The organism is Vibrio sp. OPT24 (genome assembly GCF_015163545.1).
Taxonomy (GTDB): domain Bacteria; phylum Pseudomonadota; class Gammaproteobacteria; order Enterobacterales; family Vibrionaceae; genus Vibrio; species Vibrio cyclitrophicus.
Map to the genome: position 1 here is coordinate 250571 of NZ_JADDYI010000081.1, position 18382 is coordinate 268952.

Here is an 18382-nt window from a genome sequence, read left to right on the forward strand (position 1 = left end):
TCTCACTAAGAGAATTATAGCTATCTAGCCAAGAAAGGAGCCGTAAGGCTCCTTTTTTTTTGCTTATTTTTCCGATAGGTCTATAATTTCTAAAAAGAAAACCAACGAGGGTAACTATGACTAAGTCTGAATTGATTGAAAGACTATGCGCTGAGCAAACGCATCTTTCTGCAAAAGAAATTGAAGACGCTGTAAAAGACATTTTAGAGCACATGGCTTCAACACTAGAAAGTGGTGATCGAATCGAAATTCGCGGCTTTGGCAGTTTTTCTCTGCATTACCGTGAACCTCGTGTTGGACGTAATCCTAAAACTGGTGACAAGGTTGAGTTGGAAGGTAAATACGTTCCTCACTTTAAACCAGGTAAAGAGCTACGTGAGCGAGTAAACTCAGGACTGTAGCCTACTTATCGGAATTAAGAAAAGCGGCATACTATAATGTATGCCGCTTTTTTATGACCATAATATGGTGGTCTGATTAGTAATTTTCCTGCATAATCGTACAGCTAACTAACCAATGAGTGATGAACTATGAAAATTATAAAAATAGTCGCCGTTATCGCACTTTTCCTAATTGCACTGGCTTTAGGCTCTCAAAACCAAACGACGGTGAACTTTAACTATCTGCTAGCGCAAGGTGACTTCCACCTATCAAGCTTACTAGGTGTGGTCTTCGTTTCAGGTTTTGGTCTTGCTTGGTTAGTCTTCGGCAATATGCATATGCGATCTCAACTGAAAATTCATCGTTTGAAGAAACAACTCAATAAGCAATTAAAGCAGGTAGCTGCTGATACCAAAGCTTAAAGGTCTTATTTGATGTTAGAGTTACTGTTCTTACTTTTACCTATTGCTGCCGCTTACGGTTGGTATATGGGTAATCGTAATGCTCAGCAAGAAAAACAGAAACAATCACACCAGATCTCCCGTCAATATGTGACGGGTTTGAACCTATTACTGTCGGATCAATCTGATAAAGCCGTTGACCACTTTATTGAACTACTTCAGGTAGATAATGAGACCATTGATACTCATTTGGCCTTGGGTAATCTGTTCCGTTCAAGAGGTGAAGTTGACCGCGCTATTCGTATCCACCAAAATCTTATCTCACGTTCGGGGCTTACTCTCGATCAGAAAAACCTCGCCTTACAACAGTTAGCTAAAGACTATATGGTCTCTGGCTTTCTTGATCGCGCCGAAAAAATCTTTGAACAACTTGTAGAAGAACCCGATCATAAAGAGGGTGCTTTACAGCAATTGGTTGCTATCTACCAACAAACTCGCGAGTGGAACAAGGCTATCCATTATGGAAATATTCTAGTTAAGCTCGGTAAGAAAAAGATGAAGATGCGTGCGACTGTTGCGCACTTCTGGTGTGAACTTGCGATGCAAGAACAAGCTGATGGCAATCGCTCTAAAGCGCTTCAGCATTTTAAAAAGGCACTTTCCGAAGACCCCAAATGTGTCCGTGCTAGTATTGCTTTAGGCAAATTCCATTTAGCTAACGAAGACTACCAAAAGACAATAGACTGTCTGGAATCGGTACTCGAGCAAGATATCGATTTCATTAGTGAGGTGTTGCCAACCCTTGCTGAGTGTTACCACAAGCTTGGACAAGAAGCTCAACTGGTCGAATTCCTTAAAGCGTGTATCCAAAAGAAAGCCGGCGTATCTGCGGAATTGATGCTTGCTCAATTAGTTGCTCACCATGAAGATGTTGGCTCTGCTCAAGAGCTACTCACCAAGCAGCTTGTTAAAAACCCAACCATGAAAGGCTTCTATCGATTAATTGATTATCACCTAGCAGAAGCAGAAGAAGGTCGAGCGAAAGATAGCTTAACCACGCTTCAATCAATGGTTGGTGAGCAGCTTAAAGTTAAGCCTCATTACCGTTGCCGCCAATGTGGTTTCTCAACACACTCAATGTATTGGCACTGTCCTTCATGTAAAGGGTGGGGGACGATCAAGCCTATTCGTGGGCTTGATGGTGAATAGATTTGTGGTCATTTTAAGACCAAATTTTTAATTGCAGCTTTCGGGCTGCATTTTTATGACTGTTATTTATCACCCGCTATGTGTAGGTGAGTAAATATTTTGTAGAAAGTTAACTGCGTTAGGAGATGAAATGAACGACCAAAAAATCATTGTAGCCTTGGATTATGACAACCAAGCGGATGCGTTAGCCTTTGTTGATCGTATTGACGCAGCATCTTGCCGCTTAAAAGTCGGCAAAGAGATGTTTACCTTGTTTGGCCCTGAATTTGTTCGTGAATTGCATAAACGTGGTTTTTCAGTCTTCTTAGACCTAAAGTTCCACGATATCCCGAACACATGCTCAAAAGCCGTTCGTGCCGCCGCTGAATTAGGCGTATGGATGGTTAATGTACACGCCAGTGGCGGCGAACGTATGATGACCGCTTCGCGTGAGATCTTAGAACCATATGGTAAAGAACGTCCATTGCTAATCGGGGTGACGGTACTAACCAGCATGGAGCAATCTGATTTGGCGGGTATTGGTTTGGATCTTGAACCACAACAACAAGTTATGCGTTTGGCTTCTCTGACGAAAAACTCAGGTTTAGACGGTGTTGTATGTTCTGCACAAGAGGCTTCTTTGTTGAAAGGCACTCTTGGTCAGGAGTTCAAGTTAGTGACTCCAGGTATTCGTCCTGTAGGCGCTGATGTTGGCGACCAGAAGCGTATTATGACGCCTTCTAAAGCGATTGAGTCAGGGTCTGACTATCTTGTTATCGGTCGTCCAATTACTCAAGCTCCAGACCCTGCAGCGGTTCTTGCTGAGATTAACGGTACTCTAGCTTAAGTTTCTCTTATAGTTAGCGATACGAATAAAGAAGGCCAGCAAATTGCTGGCCTTCTTGTTTGTTTTTGAGAAACAGAATTTGTTTGGGCTAGATTGGCTTACTTTTAAACCGGAGTGCCACTATGGAATTTGAAATCACTGTCTTCTGAAGTAATAAGGTCAGCTTCCACTTGAGCGAAGTGGGCAATACGCTCTGAAATATCTTTCCCTGCGATCTGTTCTGCTAGCTCAAGGTAGTCTTGGTAGTGGCGAGCTTCTGAACGAAGTAGAGACACATAAAATTTTTCCATGTCTTCTTCTAAGAAAGGAGCTAACTTAGCGAAGCGTTCACATGAACGAGCCTCAATAAACGCACCGATGATCAGTTTATCAACCAGAGCATCTGGCTCGTAAGTTTTAACTTGCTTGATCAAACCTTTCGCATAACGACCTGCTTCAATCGGTTGATAAGTAACGCCTTTCTTTTCCATCAATTCCATCACTTGATAGAAGTGATGCAGTTCTTCTTTAATCAACAGCACCATTTTGTCGATCAGGTCAGCACCGTAGTTACACCCTTCTTTCGCTGTGATTTGTTTGGATACGTTGCTCTTACCACGAAGTGACTCTAGGTCTCCAATACGGCGGTAAGCAAACTGCTCGTATGGCAAGATCCATTCATTCAGTTGCTTGGCACTCTCTTTATCAACCGCGTACTTGCGGATAAGGAACAGAGCGCTTTGAGCCGCTTTAAGCTCACAAAGCATGTGATCGCGTAGAATGATGTGCAGATTTTCTGGCTTTTTGGCTTCATCGATCCATGAATCTGGCGTTTCAGCTTTAAGAAAGGAGTTAATTGGAGCTAATAGTTCTTGATACATGGTAGGGGCAAGTTTGTTGATAATGCGGGATTTTATCACAGCTCACTAGAACTCCCTATACAGAGAAAGGAAATTCATTTGGTACAAAAAAGACCGCCTATTTAAGTAAATATGGCGGCCTTTTCTTGTTTGGGTTAGACGATTACCATTTCTTCTTCTGACCAAATAGAGCATCCATATCGTCGTCACGCTCTTTAGATTCCATTTGTTGTAAATCTTGTGCGTTTTTGTCTTGGCGTTTCTGGTCAAGATCGTTAAGCATCTGTTGAAGCTTTTCTTTTGCTTGATTCGAGTATGAATCGTTTTTCGTTGCTAGTGCATCAATGCCTTTTCGCAGTAACTGAATGGCCGTACCCGGCTGTCCGCGAGATATTGAGTCATTTGCACGCTTGATAACGTTCTCGATATTGATGCGGATCTGAATGGTTTCTAAGCGAGCGTTTTCTACGACATAAGCTTGCGTTTCAAAACGGCCTTTATTGTGTTCGTTGCGCACTGTATCACGTAGGCGTTTAACAAGCTTCAGCATCATTATCGCTTGCTTATCACTACTTGGTACTCGGAAAGCTGTGCTTTCGCCACCTTGGTAGTTTTCCTTAAGCTGAGTGATTTGTTGTTTTACGCTTTCGATTCGTTGAGCAAGTTGCTTATTTTTAGGGTCGAGTTGATACATGTTTTCTAATGCATCAAGAATTCGATTGTTTAAGCATACAAGAAGATCTTGGCTAAAAGGCATGTGATGAGCGTTGCCAATCAATTCTTCTGTTCCATCAATAATGGTTAGATAACGAGAAGCTTCCTGTTTCTTCGCTGTCTCTACCTTAACTTTGTATTGAAGCATGATGTTGTAGCCTAAAACCAACACCAAAAGAACGGCTACTAAGGTGATTATTAAACCAATATTCATATATTTGTGTCTGCTTGTTATTTTCTATAGCTAACTGGAGAGGATACACGATTCCATTGTGTATCGGCACTCGTAAATTGCAATTTCTGATTATCTCTTGTTGAGCGAAATCGGCAATCAAAACTTACCTACTAATGTATGAGAATGAGGAGTGGGTTGCAAAGCGTTAGTGATATTTATGTTTGTTAGTGTCTAAAAGCTCAATTTTTCTGTCATTTTTGTGCTTGAAGCGTTATAACTATTAATTATATTACACAAGACTATAACGCTCTCTTTGCAAATAAGTTAGCACAGAAATGAGTAAAGGATTACGAGGTTAGATATGAAGTTACAGCAACTGAAGTACATTGTTGAGGTTGTTAACCATAACCTAAATGTTTCTGCAACGGCAGAGAGTTTATACACATCTCAACCTGGTATCAGTAAGCAAGTTCGATTGCTAGAAGATGAACTAGGTATTCAGATTTTTGAGCGTAGCGGTAAGCATTTAACGCAGGTAACTCAAGCTGGCGAAGATATCATTCGCATCTCACAAGAGATCTTGGCTCGTGTTGAGAGTATTAAAGCAGTAGCGGGTGAGCATACTCATCCTGAGATGGGCACATTGAACATTTCGACTACGCATACTCAAGCTCGCTATGCACTCCCTGATGTGATCAAGGGCTTTACCGCGCGCTATCCAAAAGTGTCACTTCACATGCACCAAGGCACGCCTAGCCAAATGTCAGAAGCTGTCGCTAAGGGGACGGCGAATTTTGCTATCGCAACGGAGGCCCTTCACCTCTATCAAGATGCGATTATGCTGCCTTGTTATCACTGGAATCGTTCAATCGTCGTGACTAAAGACCATCCTCTGGCACAAAAGCGAAATATTACGATAGAAGATCTTGCGGCCTACTCTCTAGTGACTTACGTATTTGGTTTTACGGGGCGTTCTGAGTTAGATACCGCTTTCAATAAAGTCGGTTTAACACCTCGCGTTGTGTTTACAGCAACTGATGCCGACGTTATTAAAACTTATGTACGTATGGGGATCGGTGTCGGTGTCATTGCAAGTATGGCCATCGACCAAGAACAAGATACTGACCTGGTCGCTATTGATGCTAGTCATTTGTTTGGTGCAAGCACCACAAGCATTGGCTTTAGAAAAGGCACTTTTCTGCGTTCGTACATGTTTGATTTCATGGAGCGTTTCGCCCCGCATTTAACTCGACCTGTTGTTGAACAAGCTATCTCTTTAAAATCGAATGATGAGATCGAAGAGATGTTTAAGGATATCGATCTGCCGGTGAGATAGTTATTAGAACATTACAAGACTAGAAGCTCGGAAGCATTTCTAAATTTTAAATCGGTCTGTTATCAGGCCGATTTTTGTTTTAATTATGTGTCATCCCCAAACGTTCGCATCTCGATAACTTTTCTTTACACTGCCTCTCTTTGCGCCGCATCTCATATAGTGCCTTTCTATTTCGGCCTCTACCCCCTACAATCCACCCATCATAGGGGGAAGCATGCATTCACGATTTAAAATACTCGACTCATTTTTGTTAGAGCACCAAATTTATTGGCGTTCAGATCCCTTCCATCTATGTCGAACTCAGCAAACACCATGGCGCAATGTGAATCGTCCTCTTGTTGATTGGTTAGAAGGCTTGAGTATTCAGCGCATTCAAACGTTGAAAGAGCAACCTCAGCTAGTGGCCGATGAATTGACTCTTTTCCTCCCTCAATTATATTCCGTTAACCAAAATATCCAGTTTGATAGAGCGACACTTGCCGGGTTAAAGCTTGCTCGCGGTACTGGAGATGGTATTCCTGGAAGAAAGTTGCAACAAATTGTTTCGATGGGAGAAGCTGTGCTTGAGAACCATTATGGGAAAGAGTGGTTGGAATGGTGTTCTGGTAAAGGTTTTCTTGGGCGAATCTTGTCTCAACAATCGAAACAAAAAGTCACCAGTTTTGAATGGCAACAATCTTTGTGTGAGAGCGGGCAAGCTATTGCTGACGCTCAGCAACTAGATATGACCTTTGTTCAGGGGGATGCATTTACAGAAGACGCAGAAGAAGTGTTTAATATAGACCAACATGCTGTTGCACTTCACGCGTGTGGTGATCTCCACGTTGAGTTAGTCAAGAAATCTGTTTTTCATGGATTGCCAGCCGTGACTATTTCACCTTGCTGTTACCATCTGATTAGAGAAGATGTTTATCAAGCGATGTCTTGTGTTGCGAGAAGCTCTGCTTTGACCTTAAGCAAGAGCGATTTAAGAATCCCACTTCAAGAAACGGTGACGGGTGGTGAGAGAGTAAAGAGGCATCGTCAGCTGGAGATGAGCTATCGACTAGGTTTTTGCCAATTGCTTAAAGCTGAACTCGGTATCGACGAATACATCCCCATACCAAGTATCAAAAAATCAGAGTTATCTGAAGGCTTTGAGTCATTTTGTGGTTGGGCGTCTGAAGTGAAAGGCATGTCACTCGGTGCAGGTATCAACTTTGGTTTATATTTAGAGCAAGGTGAAGCGCTTTTTTGGGAAATGGAAAAGCTGAGTTTAGTTCAACAAGTTTTCAGACGACCATTAGAGATATGGTTGGCCTTAGATCGAGCCATCTATCTACAAGAACAAGGCTATGAAGCTTCGATTGAAGAGTTTTGTGAACGCAGTATTACACCAAGAAACCTATTGATTCATGGAGTTAAGCTCGATCGCTAACTGTATGCAGTACTGTTACGTTTTTTTACGATTGTAATTCATTAATGCAAATAAAATCATAAATAAAAAAGCCAGTGCGACATCATGTCGTACTGGCTTTTTGTTTAATGTGTATGAGTTAACTGAACGCTTCAACGAGAAGATTATTGCGTTCAGTTAGCCATTACATCATTAGTTAAACATTGCGATTGCTTCAGCTGGGTCTACGTACTCTAGGTCAAAGCTTTCTGCAACTTCTTTACAAGTTACTTTACCGTGGATTACGTTTAGACCTTCTAGGAAGCCTTCATCAGATAGAAGTGCTTCGCGGTAGCCTTTGTTCGCTAACTTAACAATGTAAGGAAGTGTTGCATTGTTTAGCGCGTAAGTAGAAGTACGAGCAACTGCACCTGGCATGTTAGCAACACAGTAGTGAACTACGTCATCAACAATGTAAGTCGGGTCAGCGTGAGTCGTCGCGTGTGAAGTTTCGAAACAACCGCCTTGGTCGATCGCAACGTCAACAACTGCAGAGCCAGGTTTCATTTTTGCGATGTGGTCTTTAGTTACCAATTTAGGTGCTGCTGCACCAGGAATTAGTACTGCACCAATCACTAGGTCTGCTGCTAGAACATGCTTCTCAATAGCGTCTTCTGTAGAATAAACCACTTTTGCACGACCTTGGAATTCTTCATCTAGGCGACGAAGCGTATCCACGTTGCGGTCAAGAATGGTTACATCAGCGCGAAGGCCAACAGCCATACGTGCAGCGTTAGCACCTACAACACCACCGCCAACAACAACAACTTTTGCTGGTTCTACACCAGGAACGCCGCCAAGAAGAAGACCACAACCACCGTTAGACTTCTCTAACGTTTGTGCACCAGCTTGAATAGACATGCGACCAGCGACTTCAGACATTGGTGCTAATAGTGGCAAGCGACCCATATTATCTGTTACAGTCTCGTAGGCTACACAGACAGCTTTGCTCTTGATAAGCTCTTCAGTTTGTGGAAAATCTGGTGCAAGGTGTAAATAAGTAAATAATATTTGCCCTTCGCGAAGCATAGCTCGCTCGACAGCTTGGGGTTCTTTAACCTTTACAATCATCTCTGCTTTCGCGAAAACGTCAGCAGCAGTAGGAAGAATGGATGCGCCTACAGCGATGTAATCATCGTCTGAAAAACCGATACCATTACCGGCATTGGTTTCTACAAAAACTTGGTGGCTGTGTGAGATTAGTTCTCTCACGCTAGCTGGGGTCATACCAACGCGGTATTCGTGGTTCTTGATTTCCTTCGGTACGCCAATGATCATCCTGACTCCTCAATATAATTTGGTTGTTTTATCTATGCGTAGGGTAATTCTGTCGAATTAATATCTAGTATAGATATGTTTAAATAAAATTTGATACTGAATATTAAAAAGTTGTAGTATATTTTTTTGCAAGGAAGTAATAAGGTGGAATAAAAAATGGCAGACAATTATAAGAAGCCGTCCAAGGAACTAGATCGTATTGACCGCAACATTCTTAATGAGTTGCAAAAAGACGGTCGTATCTCAAACGTTGAACTCTCAAAACGAGTAGGACTTTCTCCAACTCCATGTCTTGAACGTGTTCGTCGTTTAGAACGTCAAGGTTACATTACTGGGTATACAGCGTTGCTGAACCCACAGTACCTTGATGCTTCACTTTTAGTGTTTGTTGAAATTACGTTGAACCGTGGTGCTCCAGATGTGTTCGAACAATTCAACACCGCTGTTCAGAAACTAGATGACATCCAAGAGTGTCATTTAGTGTCGGGTGATTTTGACTATCTTCTAAAAACACGTGTATCGGATATGGGTGCTTACCGTAAGTTGCTCGGTGATACGTTACTGCGTCTACCTGGCGTAAACGACACTCGAACTTACGTTGTAATGGAAGAAGTGAAACAAACTAATCAACTTGTGATTAAAACTCGTTAATCACAATTGGTGAAATGAAAGAAAGCGGACATTTGTTCCGCTTTCTTGCTTTCTGGAATTGGGTTTTTCTGTTTGATATGGTTAAATCAACAGTAGTTTCATTGGAACGAGTGGCTCGAGCTGCTCGCGACATTTTCATCTCGTTCAATTATTAAGTTGGTTTATGTTCAAGCAGAGCAGTAATAAAGTAGAAACAATCATTAAAACGAGTGAAGAGCCTCAGTCTCCTCGTTTAAATGGTTCTCAACGTCTTAGAGAGTGCAGCCTGATTCTGGGCGTTCTCTTCTCTATTCTACTTGCCGTTGCGTTATTAACTTTCAGCCCAGCTGACCCATCATGGTCGCAAACTGCATGGGGTGGTGACATTCAAAATGCCGGTGGTTATGTAGGTGCATGGTTGGCTGATACACTTTTCTTTGTGTTTGGTTCTCTGGCTTACCCATTACCTATATTGGTGACGGTGACTGCGTGGGTACTGTTCCGTAAGCGCAATGAAGACGAACAGATTGATTTTATGCTGTGGGGTACTCGCTTACTTGGCCTTACGGTTCTTATTCTTACGAGTTGTGGCCTAGCGGATATCAACTTTGACGATATTTGGTACTTTTCGTCAGGTGGGGTAGTGGGTGACGTATTGTCGAGTCTTGCGCTTCCAACGTTAAACGTTCTTGGCAGTACATTGGTTCTGCTTTTCTTATGGGGAGCTGGCTTTACTCTGCTAACGGGGATTTCTTGGTTAAGCATTGTTGAATGGTTGGGTGAAGGTGCAATTAAATTCTTTACGTCTGCTGTAAACAAAGTTCGTGGACAAGATCAAGAGTTGCTCGAACCTGAACTGAAAGAATCTGCCGACCGAGAACGATTGGAAGATCGTCATAAGCAACCAAATTATCGAGATTTACCCGCTATAGAAGACAATGCTGAAGAACAGAGTAAAGAAGCAGAACAAGACTCCCTTGATCCAACCATGAGCTTCTCTGCAACGGCTGAATCTTCAGGAGCGGCGAGCAATACCATTGATAATACTGTGCCACAGAAGCGCCAGTACAATATTCACATGCCTTTAGAGGCAGTGAAGAAGCAAGACGACTCTACCCATGAGCAAGCATCCATTCAAAACGAAAGTGCTACAGCACAACCGATCTCTGTAGCTCCTGTTTACCAAGCGCCAGAAGAGCCTTTAGAAGAAGGTGTTGAGCGTTCTAAGCAGTTGAATGCAACGATAGAGCAGCTAGAAAATGCGGCTATGTATGAAGATGACCTCGCAGAACAGGATCAGGTTGACGCGCATGAATCTCAGATCGCGTATCAGCAATACATGCAGGAAGAGCAACCAGCAGTTCATCCTACTGAAACGGTTGTTGACAGTGTAGAACCAGTAATGGATAGCTCACCAGAAGTAAATAACGAGTTCGATGCGGAAGATGTTCAACCAGAATCTCTATACGCTTCGCCAATGGGTGAAATAGAAGAAACACCACAAGAATTCTCAGCGCCTTTCGAGACAACGGAAGAGCAAAGCTTTGAACCTAATTCAGAGCTAGATGCTGAACCTATTGATAATGATGAAGAGCCACTTGCTCCGTCATCTTATGAACAAGAGCTGACGCAAAAGACTGAGCAGAACCAAGCACCAGTTGTTGATCTTCCTTGGGAAGAGGTAACAGAAGAAGAACCTGTACATCAAGACCAAGATGTCGCGGCATTCCAAAACCTTGTTTCTGAAGCCCAAGCGAATATCGCGGCGACACAAAACCCGTTTTTAGTTCAACAAGATGTTAACTTGCCGAAACCTGCAGAGCCATTGCCGACGCTTGAATTACTGTTCCACCCTGAAAAGCGTGAAACCTTTATTGATCGTGATGCGCTAGAAGCCATTGCTCGTCTTGTTGAGTCTAAACTGGCCGATTACAAGATTAAAGCCGAAGTCGTTGATATTTTCCCTGGCCCAGTGATCACCCGATTTGAGCTCGACCTTGCCCCTGGTGTAAAAGTGAGCCGTATCTCTGGTCTATCTATGGACTTAGCGCGTTCATTGTCTGCTTTGGCAGTGCGTGTCGTAGAGGTAATCCCGGGTAAACCTTATGTTGGCTTAGAACTGCCAAACATGAGTCGTCAAACGGTATTCTTCTCTGATGTGGTTGCGAGCCCTCAGTTCCAAGAAGCAAAATCACCAACGACAGTCGTTCTAGGACAAGACATCGCAGGTGAAGCGGTTATTGCTGATCTGTCTAAGATGCCACATGTTCTGGTTGCAGGTACAACCGGCTCTGGTAAATCGGTAGGTGTGAACGTGATGATCTTGAGTATGCTATACAAAGCATCACCTGAAGATGTTCGTTTCATTATGATTGACCCGAAAATGCTTGAACTATCGGTTTACGAAGGTATCCCTCATCTGTTGTCTGAAGTGGTAACCGACATGAAAGATGCGTCTAATGCCCTTCGTTGGTGTGTAGGCGAAATGGAACGTCGTTATAAATTGATGTCAGCACTTGGTGTTCGTAACATTAAAGGCTACAACGACAAATTGAAGATGGCCGCGGAAGCGGGTCATCCAATCCATGACCCACTGTGGAAACCGGGTGACAGCATGGATCCTGAAGCGCCATTGCTAGAGAAGTTGCCTTACATTGTGGTTATCGTCGATGAATTTGCCGACCTAATTATGGTCGTTGGTAAGAAAGTTGAAGAACTTATTGCTCGTTTGGCGCAGAAGGCACGTGCGGCTGGCGTCCACTTGATCTTAGCGACTCAACGTCCATCAGTGGATGTTATTACCGGTCTTATCAAAGCTAACATCCCAACGCGTGTGGCCTTTACGGTATCAACCAAAACGGATTCAAGAACTATCCTTGATCAAGGTGGTGCCGAGTCACTATTGGGCATGGGTGATATGCTGTACTTGCCTCCGGGCTCTAGTCATACAACTCGTGTACACGGTGCCTTTGCATCTGATGATGATGTACATGCAGTCGTGAATAACTGGAAAGCACGCGGTAAGCCAAACTATATTGATGAGATCACTAACGGTGAACAGACGCCTGAAACTTTGCTGCCAGGTGAGAAAATGGAAGGCGATGAAGAAGTCGACCCTTTGTTTGACCAAGTTGTTGAACATGTGGTCCATTCGCGTCGTGGTTCAGTTTCTGGTGTCCAACGTCGATTTAAGATTGGCTACAACCGTGCAGCAAGAATTGTCGAGCAACTTGAAGTTCAAGGTATCGTCAGTGCTCCTGGACATAACGGTAACAGAGAAGTCTTGGCACCTGCTCCACCAAAAGATTAGTTCTACTAGGGCGTGTAGATCTTTCGAGCTGTTTTTTGCAGCGAGTTGCTGGGTATTTATACAAGGCAGAGGCTTTGATGTGTAGCTAGCCTACATGAGAAGCCGATAACGTAGTAGAAATGACCAGCAAACGCTGCCCGAAGGGTTCGAGCTGGGCGCCCCCGCAAAAAGCGTTTTACTCTTTGTTGAGGGAGATTTGCTTAGAATGACTAGGCTACTTCCCCCTCGCCGCGATTAAAACGCTTTTGACTAGGCGTCCCCATCCGAACAAAGTTCAACCACGAAAGGTCAACACGCCCTATGAACTTATACCCATTAAGTCGGTCAAATCGAAAATATGACCGACGTATGTTCTAACAGGATTATTGATGAAAAAAGTATTCGCACTTCTATTTATGAGTTTCTCAGTGTTGGCTTCTCCGAAAGAAGAGCTGAGTAGTCGCTTAGCATTGAACGCAGGTTTTAGCGCTGACTTTAAACAAGTCGTGACGAGCCCTGATGGTGATGTCGTTATGGAAGGTGAGGGCACGGTAGAGATTGCACGCCCAAGCTTATTCCGTTGGGAAACCACTTTCCCTGATGAAAACCTACTGGTATCTGACGGTCAAAGCTTGTGGTATTACAGCCCATTCATTGAGCAAGTGAGTATTTACTGGCAAGAACAAGCAACATCGCAAACACCTTTTGTGCTGCTGACACGTAACCAAGAAAACGATTGGGATAACTACAACGTAGCGCAGTCGGGTAATCAATTTACACTAACACCAACGGCAGTCGACTCGAATCAGGGTGACTTCCAGATTAATATCAACGAAAAAGGCATTGTTCAGGGCTTTAATGTGATTGAACAAGATGGTCAGAAAGGTGAGTTTACCTTTAGCAACGTCGACTTAGGTAAACCTGCAGCAGACCGCTTTACTTTTGTGGCGCCGGAAGGTGTCGAGGTCGACGACCAAAGAAACTGATCTAGACAGCAGATCGTTTGGTAGCGCGTCGATAGGCATTGATGCCATCAATGAATCAAGAGATTGCAATTGAGTAATTACAGCTTAGATTTTGCAGGGGACGAAGATTTTCGTCCCCTTGCTGCTCGTATGAGGCCTGAAACTGTCGAACAGTACATAGGTCAGCAGCATATATTAGGTCCAGGTAAACCGCTTCGCAGGGCATTGGAAGCGGGCCATATCCACTCGATGGTTTTGTGGGGGCCTCCTGGCACCGGTAAAACCACGTTAGCGGAAGTAGCAGCAAACTATGCTAACGCAGAGGTTGAACGCGTATCGGCAGTAACCTCGGGTGTAAAAGACATTCGTATCGCCATTGAAAAAGCGCGTGAGAACAAGCAAGCAGGACGCAGAACTATCCTGTTCGTGGACGAAGTCCATCGCTTTAATAAAAGCCAGCAAGATGCCTTTCTGCCGCATATTGAAGATGGCACTGTAACCTTTATTGGCGCGACGACTGAAAACCCTTCTTTTGAATTGAACAACGCTTTGTTGTCGCGTGCGCGTGTTTACAAACTGACTTCGCTGAATACAGATGATATCTCCCTTGTCATTCGCCAAGCTATCGAAGATAAACAGCGTGGGTTAGGTGATATGTCGGCCAATTTTGCTGATAATGTATTAGATCGCCTTGCTGAACTGGTCAACGGTGATGCACGCATGTCGCTCAACTATCTTGAGCTTTTATATGACATGGCAGAAGACAACGATAAAGGCGAGAAAGCGATAACGTTGCAGTTGTTAGCTGAAGTGGCTGGCGAGAAGGTTGCTCGTTTCGATAACAAGGGTGATATTTGGTACGACTTGATCTCCGCTGTTCATAAATCGATTCGTGGTTCAAACCCTGACGCGGCTTTGTATTGGTCAGCAAGAATGATTGCAGCGGGTTGTGACCCTTTGTATATCGTAAGGCGTTTGCTGGCGATTGCTTCTGAAGATATTGGCAATGCTGATCCAAGAGCAATGCAGGTCGCAATGTCGGCTTGGGATTGTTTCACTCGCATTGGCCCAGCAGAAGGGGAACGTGCTATTGCGCAGGCGGTAGTTTATCTTGCGTGTGCACCAAAGAGTAATGCTGTTTACACTGCTTGGAAGCAAGCTCTAGCAGATGCTCACAACCTTCCTGAATATGAAGTCCCTCATCATTTGCGAAATGCACCTACAACTTTGATGAAGGACATGGGCTATGGGCAAGAATACCGTTATGCTCATGACGAACCAGGAGCCTACGCGGCTGGTGAAAAGTATCTGCCTCCTGAAATGGGAGAGAAGCAATACTATTTCCCAACAAAACGAGGCTTAGAGACAAAAATTGGCGAGAAGCTAGATTATCTGGCGGATTTGGACGCAAAAAGCCCACAAAAACGCTATGAAAAGTAGTCTTTTTTGGATATCGTTACCTAGTCATAAAAATTCAATTAAATCGTTATAAATTGGTTGAAATAGCACCAGTTTTAGGGGTTTAGCAGTGATTCAGTAGCAATCTACTGAATATTCAAATAACTAAAGCATAGGATTAGCAATGCTGGATTCTAAATTACTTCGAGCTGAGCTGGATGAAACAGCGGCAAAATTAGCACGTCGAGGCTTCACCCTTGATGTAGAGACAATTCGTGAACTTGAAGAAAAACGTAAGTCCCTTCAGATGAAAACTGAAGAGCTACAAGCGTTACGTAACTCTCGATCGAAGTCCATTGGTCAAGCGAAAGCAAAAGGCGACCATGAAGAAGCTGAGCGTATCCTTGCAGAAGTAGGCAACTTAGGCGCAGAACTAGACCAAGCTAAAGTAGCATTGGCTGATCTTCAATCTGAGCTAGAAACGATCACAATGTCTATTCCTAACCTACCTGATGCAGAAGTGCCAGATGGTAAAGATGAAGATGACAACGTAGAAGTTTCTCGTTGGGGTCAACCTAAGACTTACGACTTCGAAGTGAAAGATCATGTAGATCTTGGCGAAATGTCTGGCGGTCTTGATTTTGCTAGCGCAGTAAAAATCTCGGGTTCTCGTTTCATCGTGATGAAAGGAAAATTCGCACGCCTACACCGTGCTATTGCTCAGTTCATGCTTGATCTTCACACTGATGAGCACGGCTACACAGAAATGTACGTACCGTACCTAGTGAACCACGATAGCCTTTACGGTACTGGTCAGCTTCCTAAGTTCGGCGAAGACTTGTTCCACACAAGCCCGCTAACTGAGCAAGTAAGTGACGTGCCTCTTAAGACTCTATCGCTTATCCCAACTGCGGAAGTACCGGTAACGAACATGGTTCGTGACACGATTACTGATGAAGCCGAACTGCCACTTAAGATGACAGCTCACACACCATGTTTCCGTTCTGAGGCGGGTTCTTACGGTCGTGACACTCGTGGTCTTATCCGTATGCACCAATTTGACAAAGTTGAATTAGTACAAATCACTAAGCCAGAAGACTCAATGGCAGCGCTTGAAGAGCTAACAGGTCACGCTGAGAAAGTACTTCAACTTCTAGAGCTTCCTTACCGTAAAGTGATTCTATGTACTGGTGACATGGGCTTCGGTTCTGCGAAAACTTACGACTTAGAAGTCTGGGTTCCAGCGCAAGAGACTTACCGCGAAATTTCTTCTTGTTCAAACATGTGGGATTTCCAAGCACGTCGTATGCAAGCTCGTTTCCGTCGTAAAGGCGAGAAGAAACCTGAACTTGTACACACACTTAACGGTTCTGGTCTTGCTGTTGGTCGTACTATGGTTGCTATTCTTGAGAACAACCAAGAAGCAGATGGCCGTATTGCTATCCCAGCAGTACTTCAGCCATACATGGGCGGCGTAACGCACATCGGTTAATCAGTAAAACTGTTATACGAAAACCCAGTCAATCGGCTGGGTTTTTTATTTTCTGTTACACCGGAAAGCAGTGAGTCGAGGGTCAATTTCATTACTCATTTGTAATAGCGTTTCTCTAATTTAGGTTATTATTACACCACTAAAAAATGGTTATAATGCGCTCTTACCGCGATAGGTACAAATTTTCTCATGCAAATACAGAGAAGGACTTATGGCCGTAGGATTGGCAGGTGACGATAGCGTCAGTCAGCAAATTCAAAATACCATTGATGATGAGTTCTCTCGTGTAAGAGGGAACATTCAAAGTGGGGAAAGCTTGCATTATTGTGACGAGTGCGGTGGTGAGATATCAGAAAAGAGACGGCTAGCAATTAAAGGCGTGCGTTTCTGTATTGGATGCCAGTCCATGTTTGAACACGTTGCGTATCGTCACTCATTGTTCAATCGCAGAGCAAGTAAAGACAGCCAACTTCGTTAGAAGGCGGTCGTTCTCTATTGTCGATAATAATGAACCGGCCTCTCCTTAACTTCAATATTGCAGATAGCAAATGAACCAGTAAGGAGAGGTAATAGCTTTGTCTTCTATTTAAAGCAGTGGCGATCTTTTAATGCGCAATTAATAGCGGAAACAAGTTTCTCGATGTGCTCAGGCTTGCTAATGAAGGGAGGCATCATATAAATCAACTTACCAAATGGACGAATCCAAACCCCTTGTTCAACAAAGTGAGCTTGGATGGTTTCCATATCGACAGGTGTATGGGTTTCAACGACGCCAATAGCGCCCAACCAACGAACATCTTTGACAAGATTATGCTCTCGCAAAGGCGGTAGCAACTCAGAGAAAAGTTGCTCAATTTGTTGAGTCTGATTTTGCCAATCGCCTTGCTCTATGATGGACAAGCTTGCCGCACCTACCGCGCAAGCTAATGGGTTACCCATAAATGTTGGACCGTGCATAAAACAACCCGCTTCACCGCCACATACTGTGTCAGCAACTTCTTTACTCGCAAGCGTTGCTGAAAGGGTCATGTAGCCACCAGTTAGCGCCTTACCTACACATAAGATATCCGGTTGAATATCGGCATGTTCGCAAGCAAAAAGTTTCCCTGTACGGCCAAACCCGGTCGCAATCTCATCCAAGATCAGCAAGACGTTGAATTCATCACACAGCAAGCGAACCTGTCTCAGAAATTCAGGATGGTAGATACGCATACCGCCAGCACCTTGGACGATTGGCTCTAAGATCACGGCAGCAACTTCTTGGTGGTGTGCGGCTAGCTTTTCTCGAAAGCTGTTTATGTCGCTCGCATTCCATTGATCCCAAAAACCTGTTTTCGGAGAGTCTGCAAAAATGTGTTCAGGCAAAAAACCTTTGTAAAGGCTATGCATTGAGTTATCTGGGTCAGTGACTGACATCGCTGCAAAGGTATCGCCATGGTAGCCATCTCTTAGCGTGAGAAACTTTGAACGAGGTTGCCCTTTAGCGTGCCAATACTGCAGTGCCATTTTTAGGCTAACTTCCACGGCTACCGAGCCAGAGTCGGCCAAAAATACATGTTCAAGATTATTTGGCGCGAGATTCAAAAGCTTTTTACATAGATCGATAGCGGGTTGGTGGGTGATACCACCGAACATAACGTGTGAAACTTTATCGATTTGGCTGTGAGCGGCCGCATTTAATGCTGGGTGGTTATAGCCATGGATGGTTGACCACCAAGATGACATGCCATCAATAATGCGTTTTCCACCTTCTAATTCTAGGTAAACACCGTCTGCATTGGTGACTGGATAGCAGGTCAGAGGTGTTAACGTTGATGTGTAGGGATGCCAGATATGCTGGCGATCAAAGGCGAGATCCATAGTAACTCCCATTCTTTTTGGTTAAAAAGTAACCATATGTAAACTTTTTATATTATCAATGTGTTGACAGTCTAAAGCTTGTCGGTAGACTATCCAAGCATAAATACAATCTCTATTGATAGAGATGTAATATCAAATAATAAAAAGGATCGAC

The 18382-nt window shown here is 43.7% G+C and carries 16 protein-coding genes; 12 read left to right on the forward strand and 4 right to left on the reverse strand.

Features of this window, described 5'->3' with window-relative positions; genetic code table 11:
* The first annotated feature begins 116 nt into the window (after window positions 1–116).
* From ihfB to pyrF, 4 genes are all read left to right on the forward strand, one after another.
* Complete coding sequence (ihfB, locus tag IQO02_RS21425) at window positions 117–401, forward strand: integration host factor subunit beta (protein ID WP_010439923.1); 285 nt, start codon at window positions 117–119, stop codon at window positions 399–401.
* Between the two features lie 129 nt (window positions 402–530).
* A complete protein-coding gene (locus IQO02_RS21430; RefSeq protein ID WP_016786286.1) occupies window positions 531–803 on the forward strand; it encodes a LapA family protein in 273 nt (90 codons plus the stop codon).
* A 12-nt stretch (window positions 804–815) separates the two neighbouring features.
* Window positions 816–1991 carry a lipopolysaccharide assembly protein LapB gene (lapB, locus tag IQO02_RS21435; RefSeq protein WP_016769333.1) on the forward strand — a complete coding sequence of 392 codons (1176 nt, stop codon included), beginning with the start codon at window positions 816–818 and terminating at the stop codon, window positions 1989–1991.
* A gap of 130 nt (window positions 1992–2121) precedes the next feature.
* Complete coding sequence (gene pyrF, locus IQO02_RS21440) at window positions 2122–2817, forward strand: orotidine-5'-phosphate decarboxylase (protein WP_016788776.1); 696 nt, start codon at window positions 2122–2124, stop codon at window positions 2815–2817.
* 104 nt (window positions 2818–2921) lie between these two features.
* Here pyrF and miaE read toward each other — a convergent pair whose 3' ends face one another.
* The gene (gene miaE, locus IQO02_RS21445; protein ID WP_277815638.1) at window positions 2922–3716 is read right to left on the reverse strand and encodes a tRNA isopentenyl-2-thiomethyl-A-37 hydroxylase MiaE; all 795 of its coding nucleotides are present in this window, start codon (window positions 3714–3716) and stop codon (window positions 2922–2924) included.
* A gap of 103 nt (window positions 3717–3819) precedes the next feature.
* Window positions 3820–4584 (reverse strand): hypothetical protein, encoded by a 765-nt coding sequence (locus tag IQO02_RS21450; RefSeq protein WP_010439937.1) that lies wholly within the window; start codon window positions 4582–4584, stop codon window positions 3820–3822.
* Window positions 4585–4906: 322 nt separating this feature from the next.
* On the opposite strand from IQO02_RS21450, the gene cysB reads away from it, so the two are divergent.
* Both cysB and IQO02_RS21460 read left to right on the forward strand, forming a co-directional pair.
* Window positions 4907–5881, forward strand: a complete 975-nt coding sequence (gene cysB, locus IQO02_RS21455) for an HTH-type transcriptional regulator CysB (protein ID WP_010439939.1) — start codon at window positions 4907–4909, stop codon at window positions 5879–5881.
* 214 nt (window positions 5882–6095) lie between these two features.
* Window positions 6096–7298 carry a methyltransferase gene (locus tag IQO02_RS21460; RefSeq protein ID WP_016788953.1) on the forward strand — a complete coding sequence of 401 codons (1203 nt, stop codon included), beginning with the start codon at window positions 6096–6098 and terminating at the stop codon, window positions 7296–7298.
* Between the two features lie 171 nt (window positions 7299–7469).
* Here the strand turns inward: IQO02_RS21460 and ald are convergent, their stop codons facing one another.
* Entirely contained in the window at window positions 7470–8594 is a 1125-nt protein-coding gene (ald, locus tag IQO02_RS21465; RefSeq protein WP_010439944.1) for an alanine dehydrogenase, read from the reverse strand.
* Window positions 8595–8750: 156 nt separating this feature from the next.
* Here ald and lrp point away from each other — a divergent pair, with 156 nt between their 5' ends.
* The 6 genes from lrp (at window position 8751) to IQO02_RS21495 (ending at window position 16846) form a co-directional block, all read left to right on the forward strand.
* Window positions 8751–9245, forward strand: coding sequence for a leucine-responsive transcriptional regulator Lrp (gene lrp, locus IQO02_RS21470; RefSeq protein ID WP_004734558.1), 495 nt, complete (start codon window positions 8751–8753; stop codon window positions 9243–9245).
* A gap of 163 nt (window positions 9246–9408) precedes the next feature.
* Window positions 9409–12534, forward strand: coding sequence for a DNA translocase FtsK (locus IQO02_RS21475; protein ID WP_193838639.1), 3126 nt, complete (start codon window positions 9409–9411; stop codon window positions 12532–12534).
* 368 nt (window positions 12535–12902) lie between these two features.
* Window positions 12903–13499 carry an outer membrane lipoprotein chaperone LolA gene (lolA, locus tag IQO02_RS21480; protein WP_016768556.1) on the forward strand — a complete coding sequence of 199 codons (597 nt, stop codon included), beginning with the start codon at window positions 12903–12905 and terminating at the stop codon, window positions 13497–13499.
* A gap of 63 nt (window positions 13500–13562) precedes the next feature.
* Window positions 13563–14918 carry a replication-associated recombination protein A gene (locus IQO02_RS21485; protein ID WP_016768557.1) on the forward strand — a complete coding sequence of 452 codons (1356 nt, stop codon included), beginning with the start codon at window positions 13563–13565 and terminating at the stop codon, window positions 14916–14918.
* A 142-nt stretch (window positions 14919–15060) separates the two neighbouring features.
* On the forward strand, window positions 15061–16368 hold the full coding sequence (serS, locus tag IQO02_RS21490) for a serine--tRNA ligase (protein ID WP_010439959.1): 1308 nt from the start codon (window positions 15061–15063) through the stop codon (window positions 16366–16368).
* 211 nt (window positions 16369–16579) lie between these two features.
* A complete protein-coding gene (locus IQO02_RS21495) occupies window positions 16580–16846 on the forward strand; it encodes a DksA/TraR family C4-type zinc finger protein (protein WP_102282586.1) in 267 nt (88 codons plus the stop codon).
* Window positions 16847–16950: 104 nt separating this feature from the next.
* On the opposite strand, the gene bioA is transcribed toward IQO02_RS21495, so the two are convergent.
* On the reverse strand, window positions 16951–18228 hold the full coding sequence (bioA, locus tag IQO02_RS21500; protein ID WP_010439964.1) for an adenosylmethionine--8-amino-7-oxononanoate transaminase: 1278 nt from the start codon (window positions 18226–18228) through the stop codon (window positions 16951–16953).
* Window positions 18229–18382: the final 154 nt, after the last annotated feature.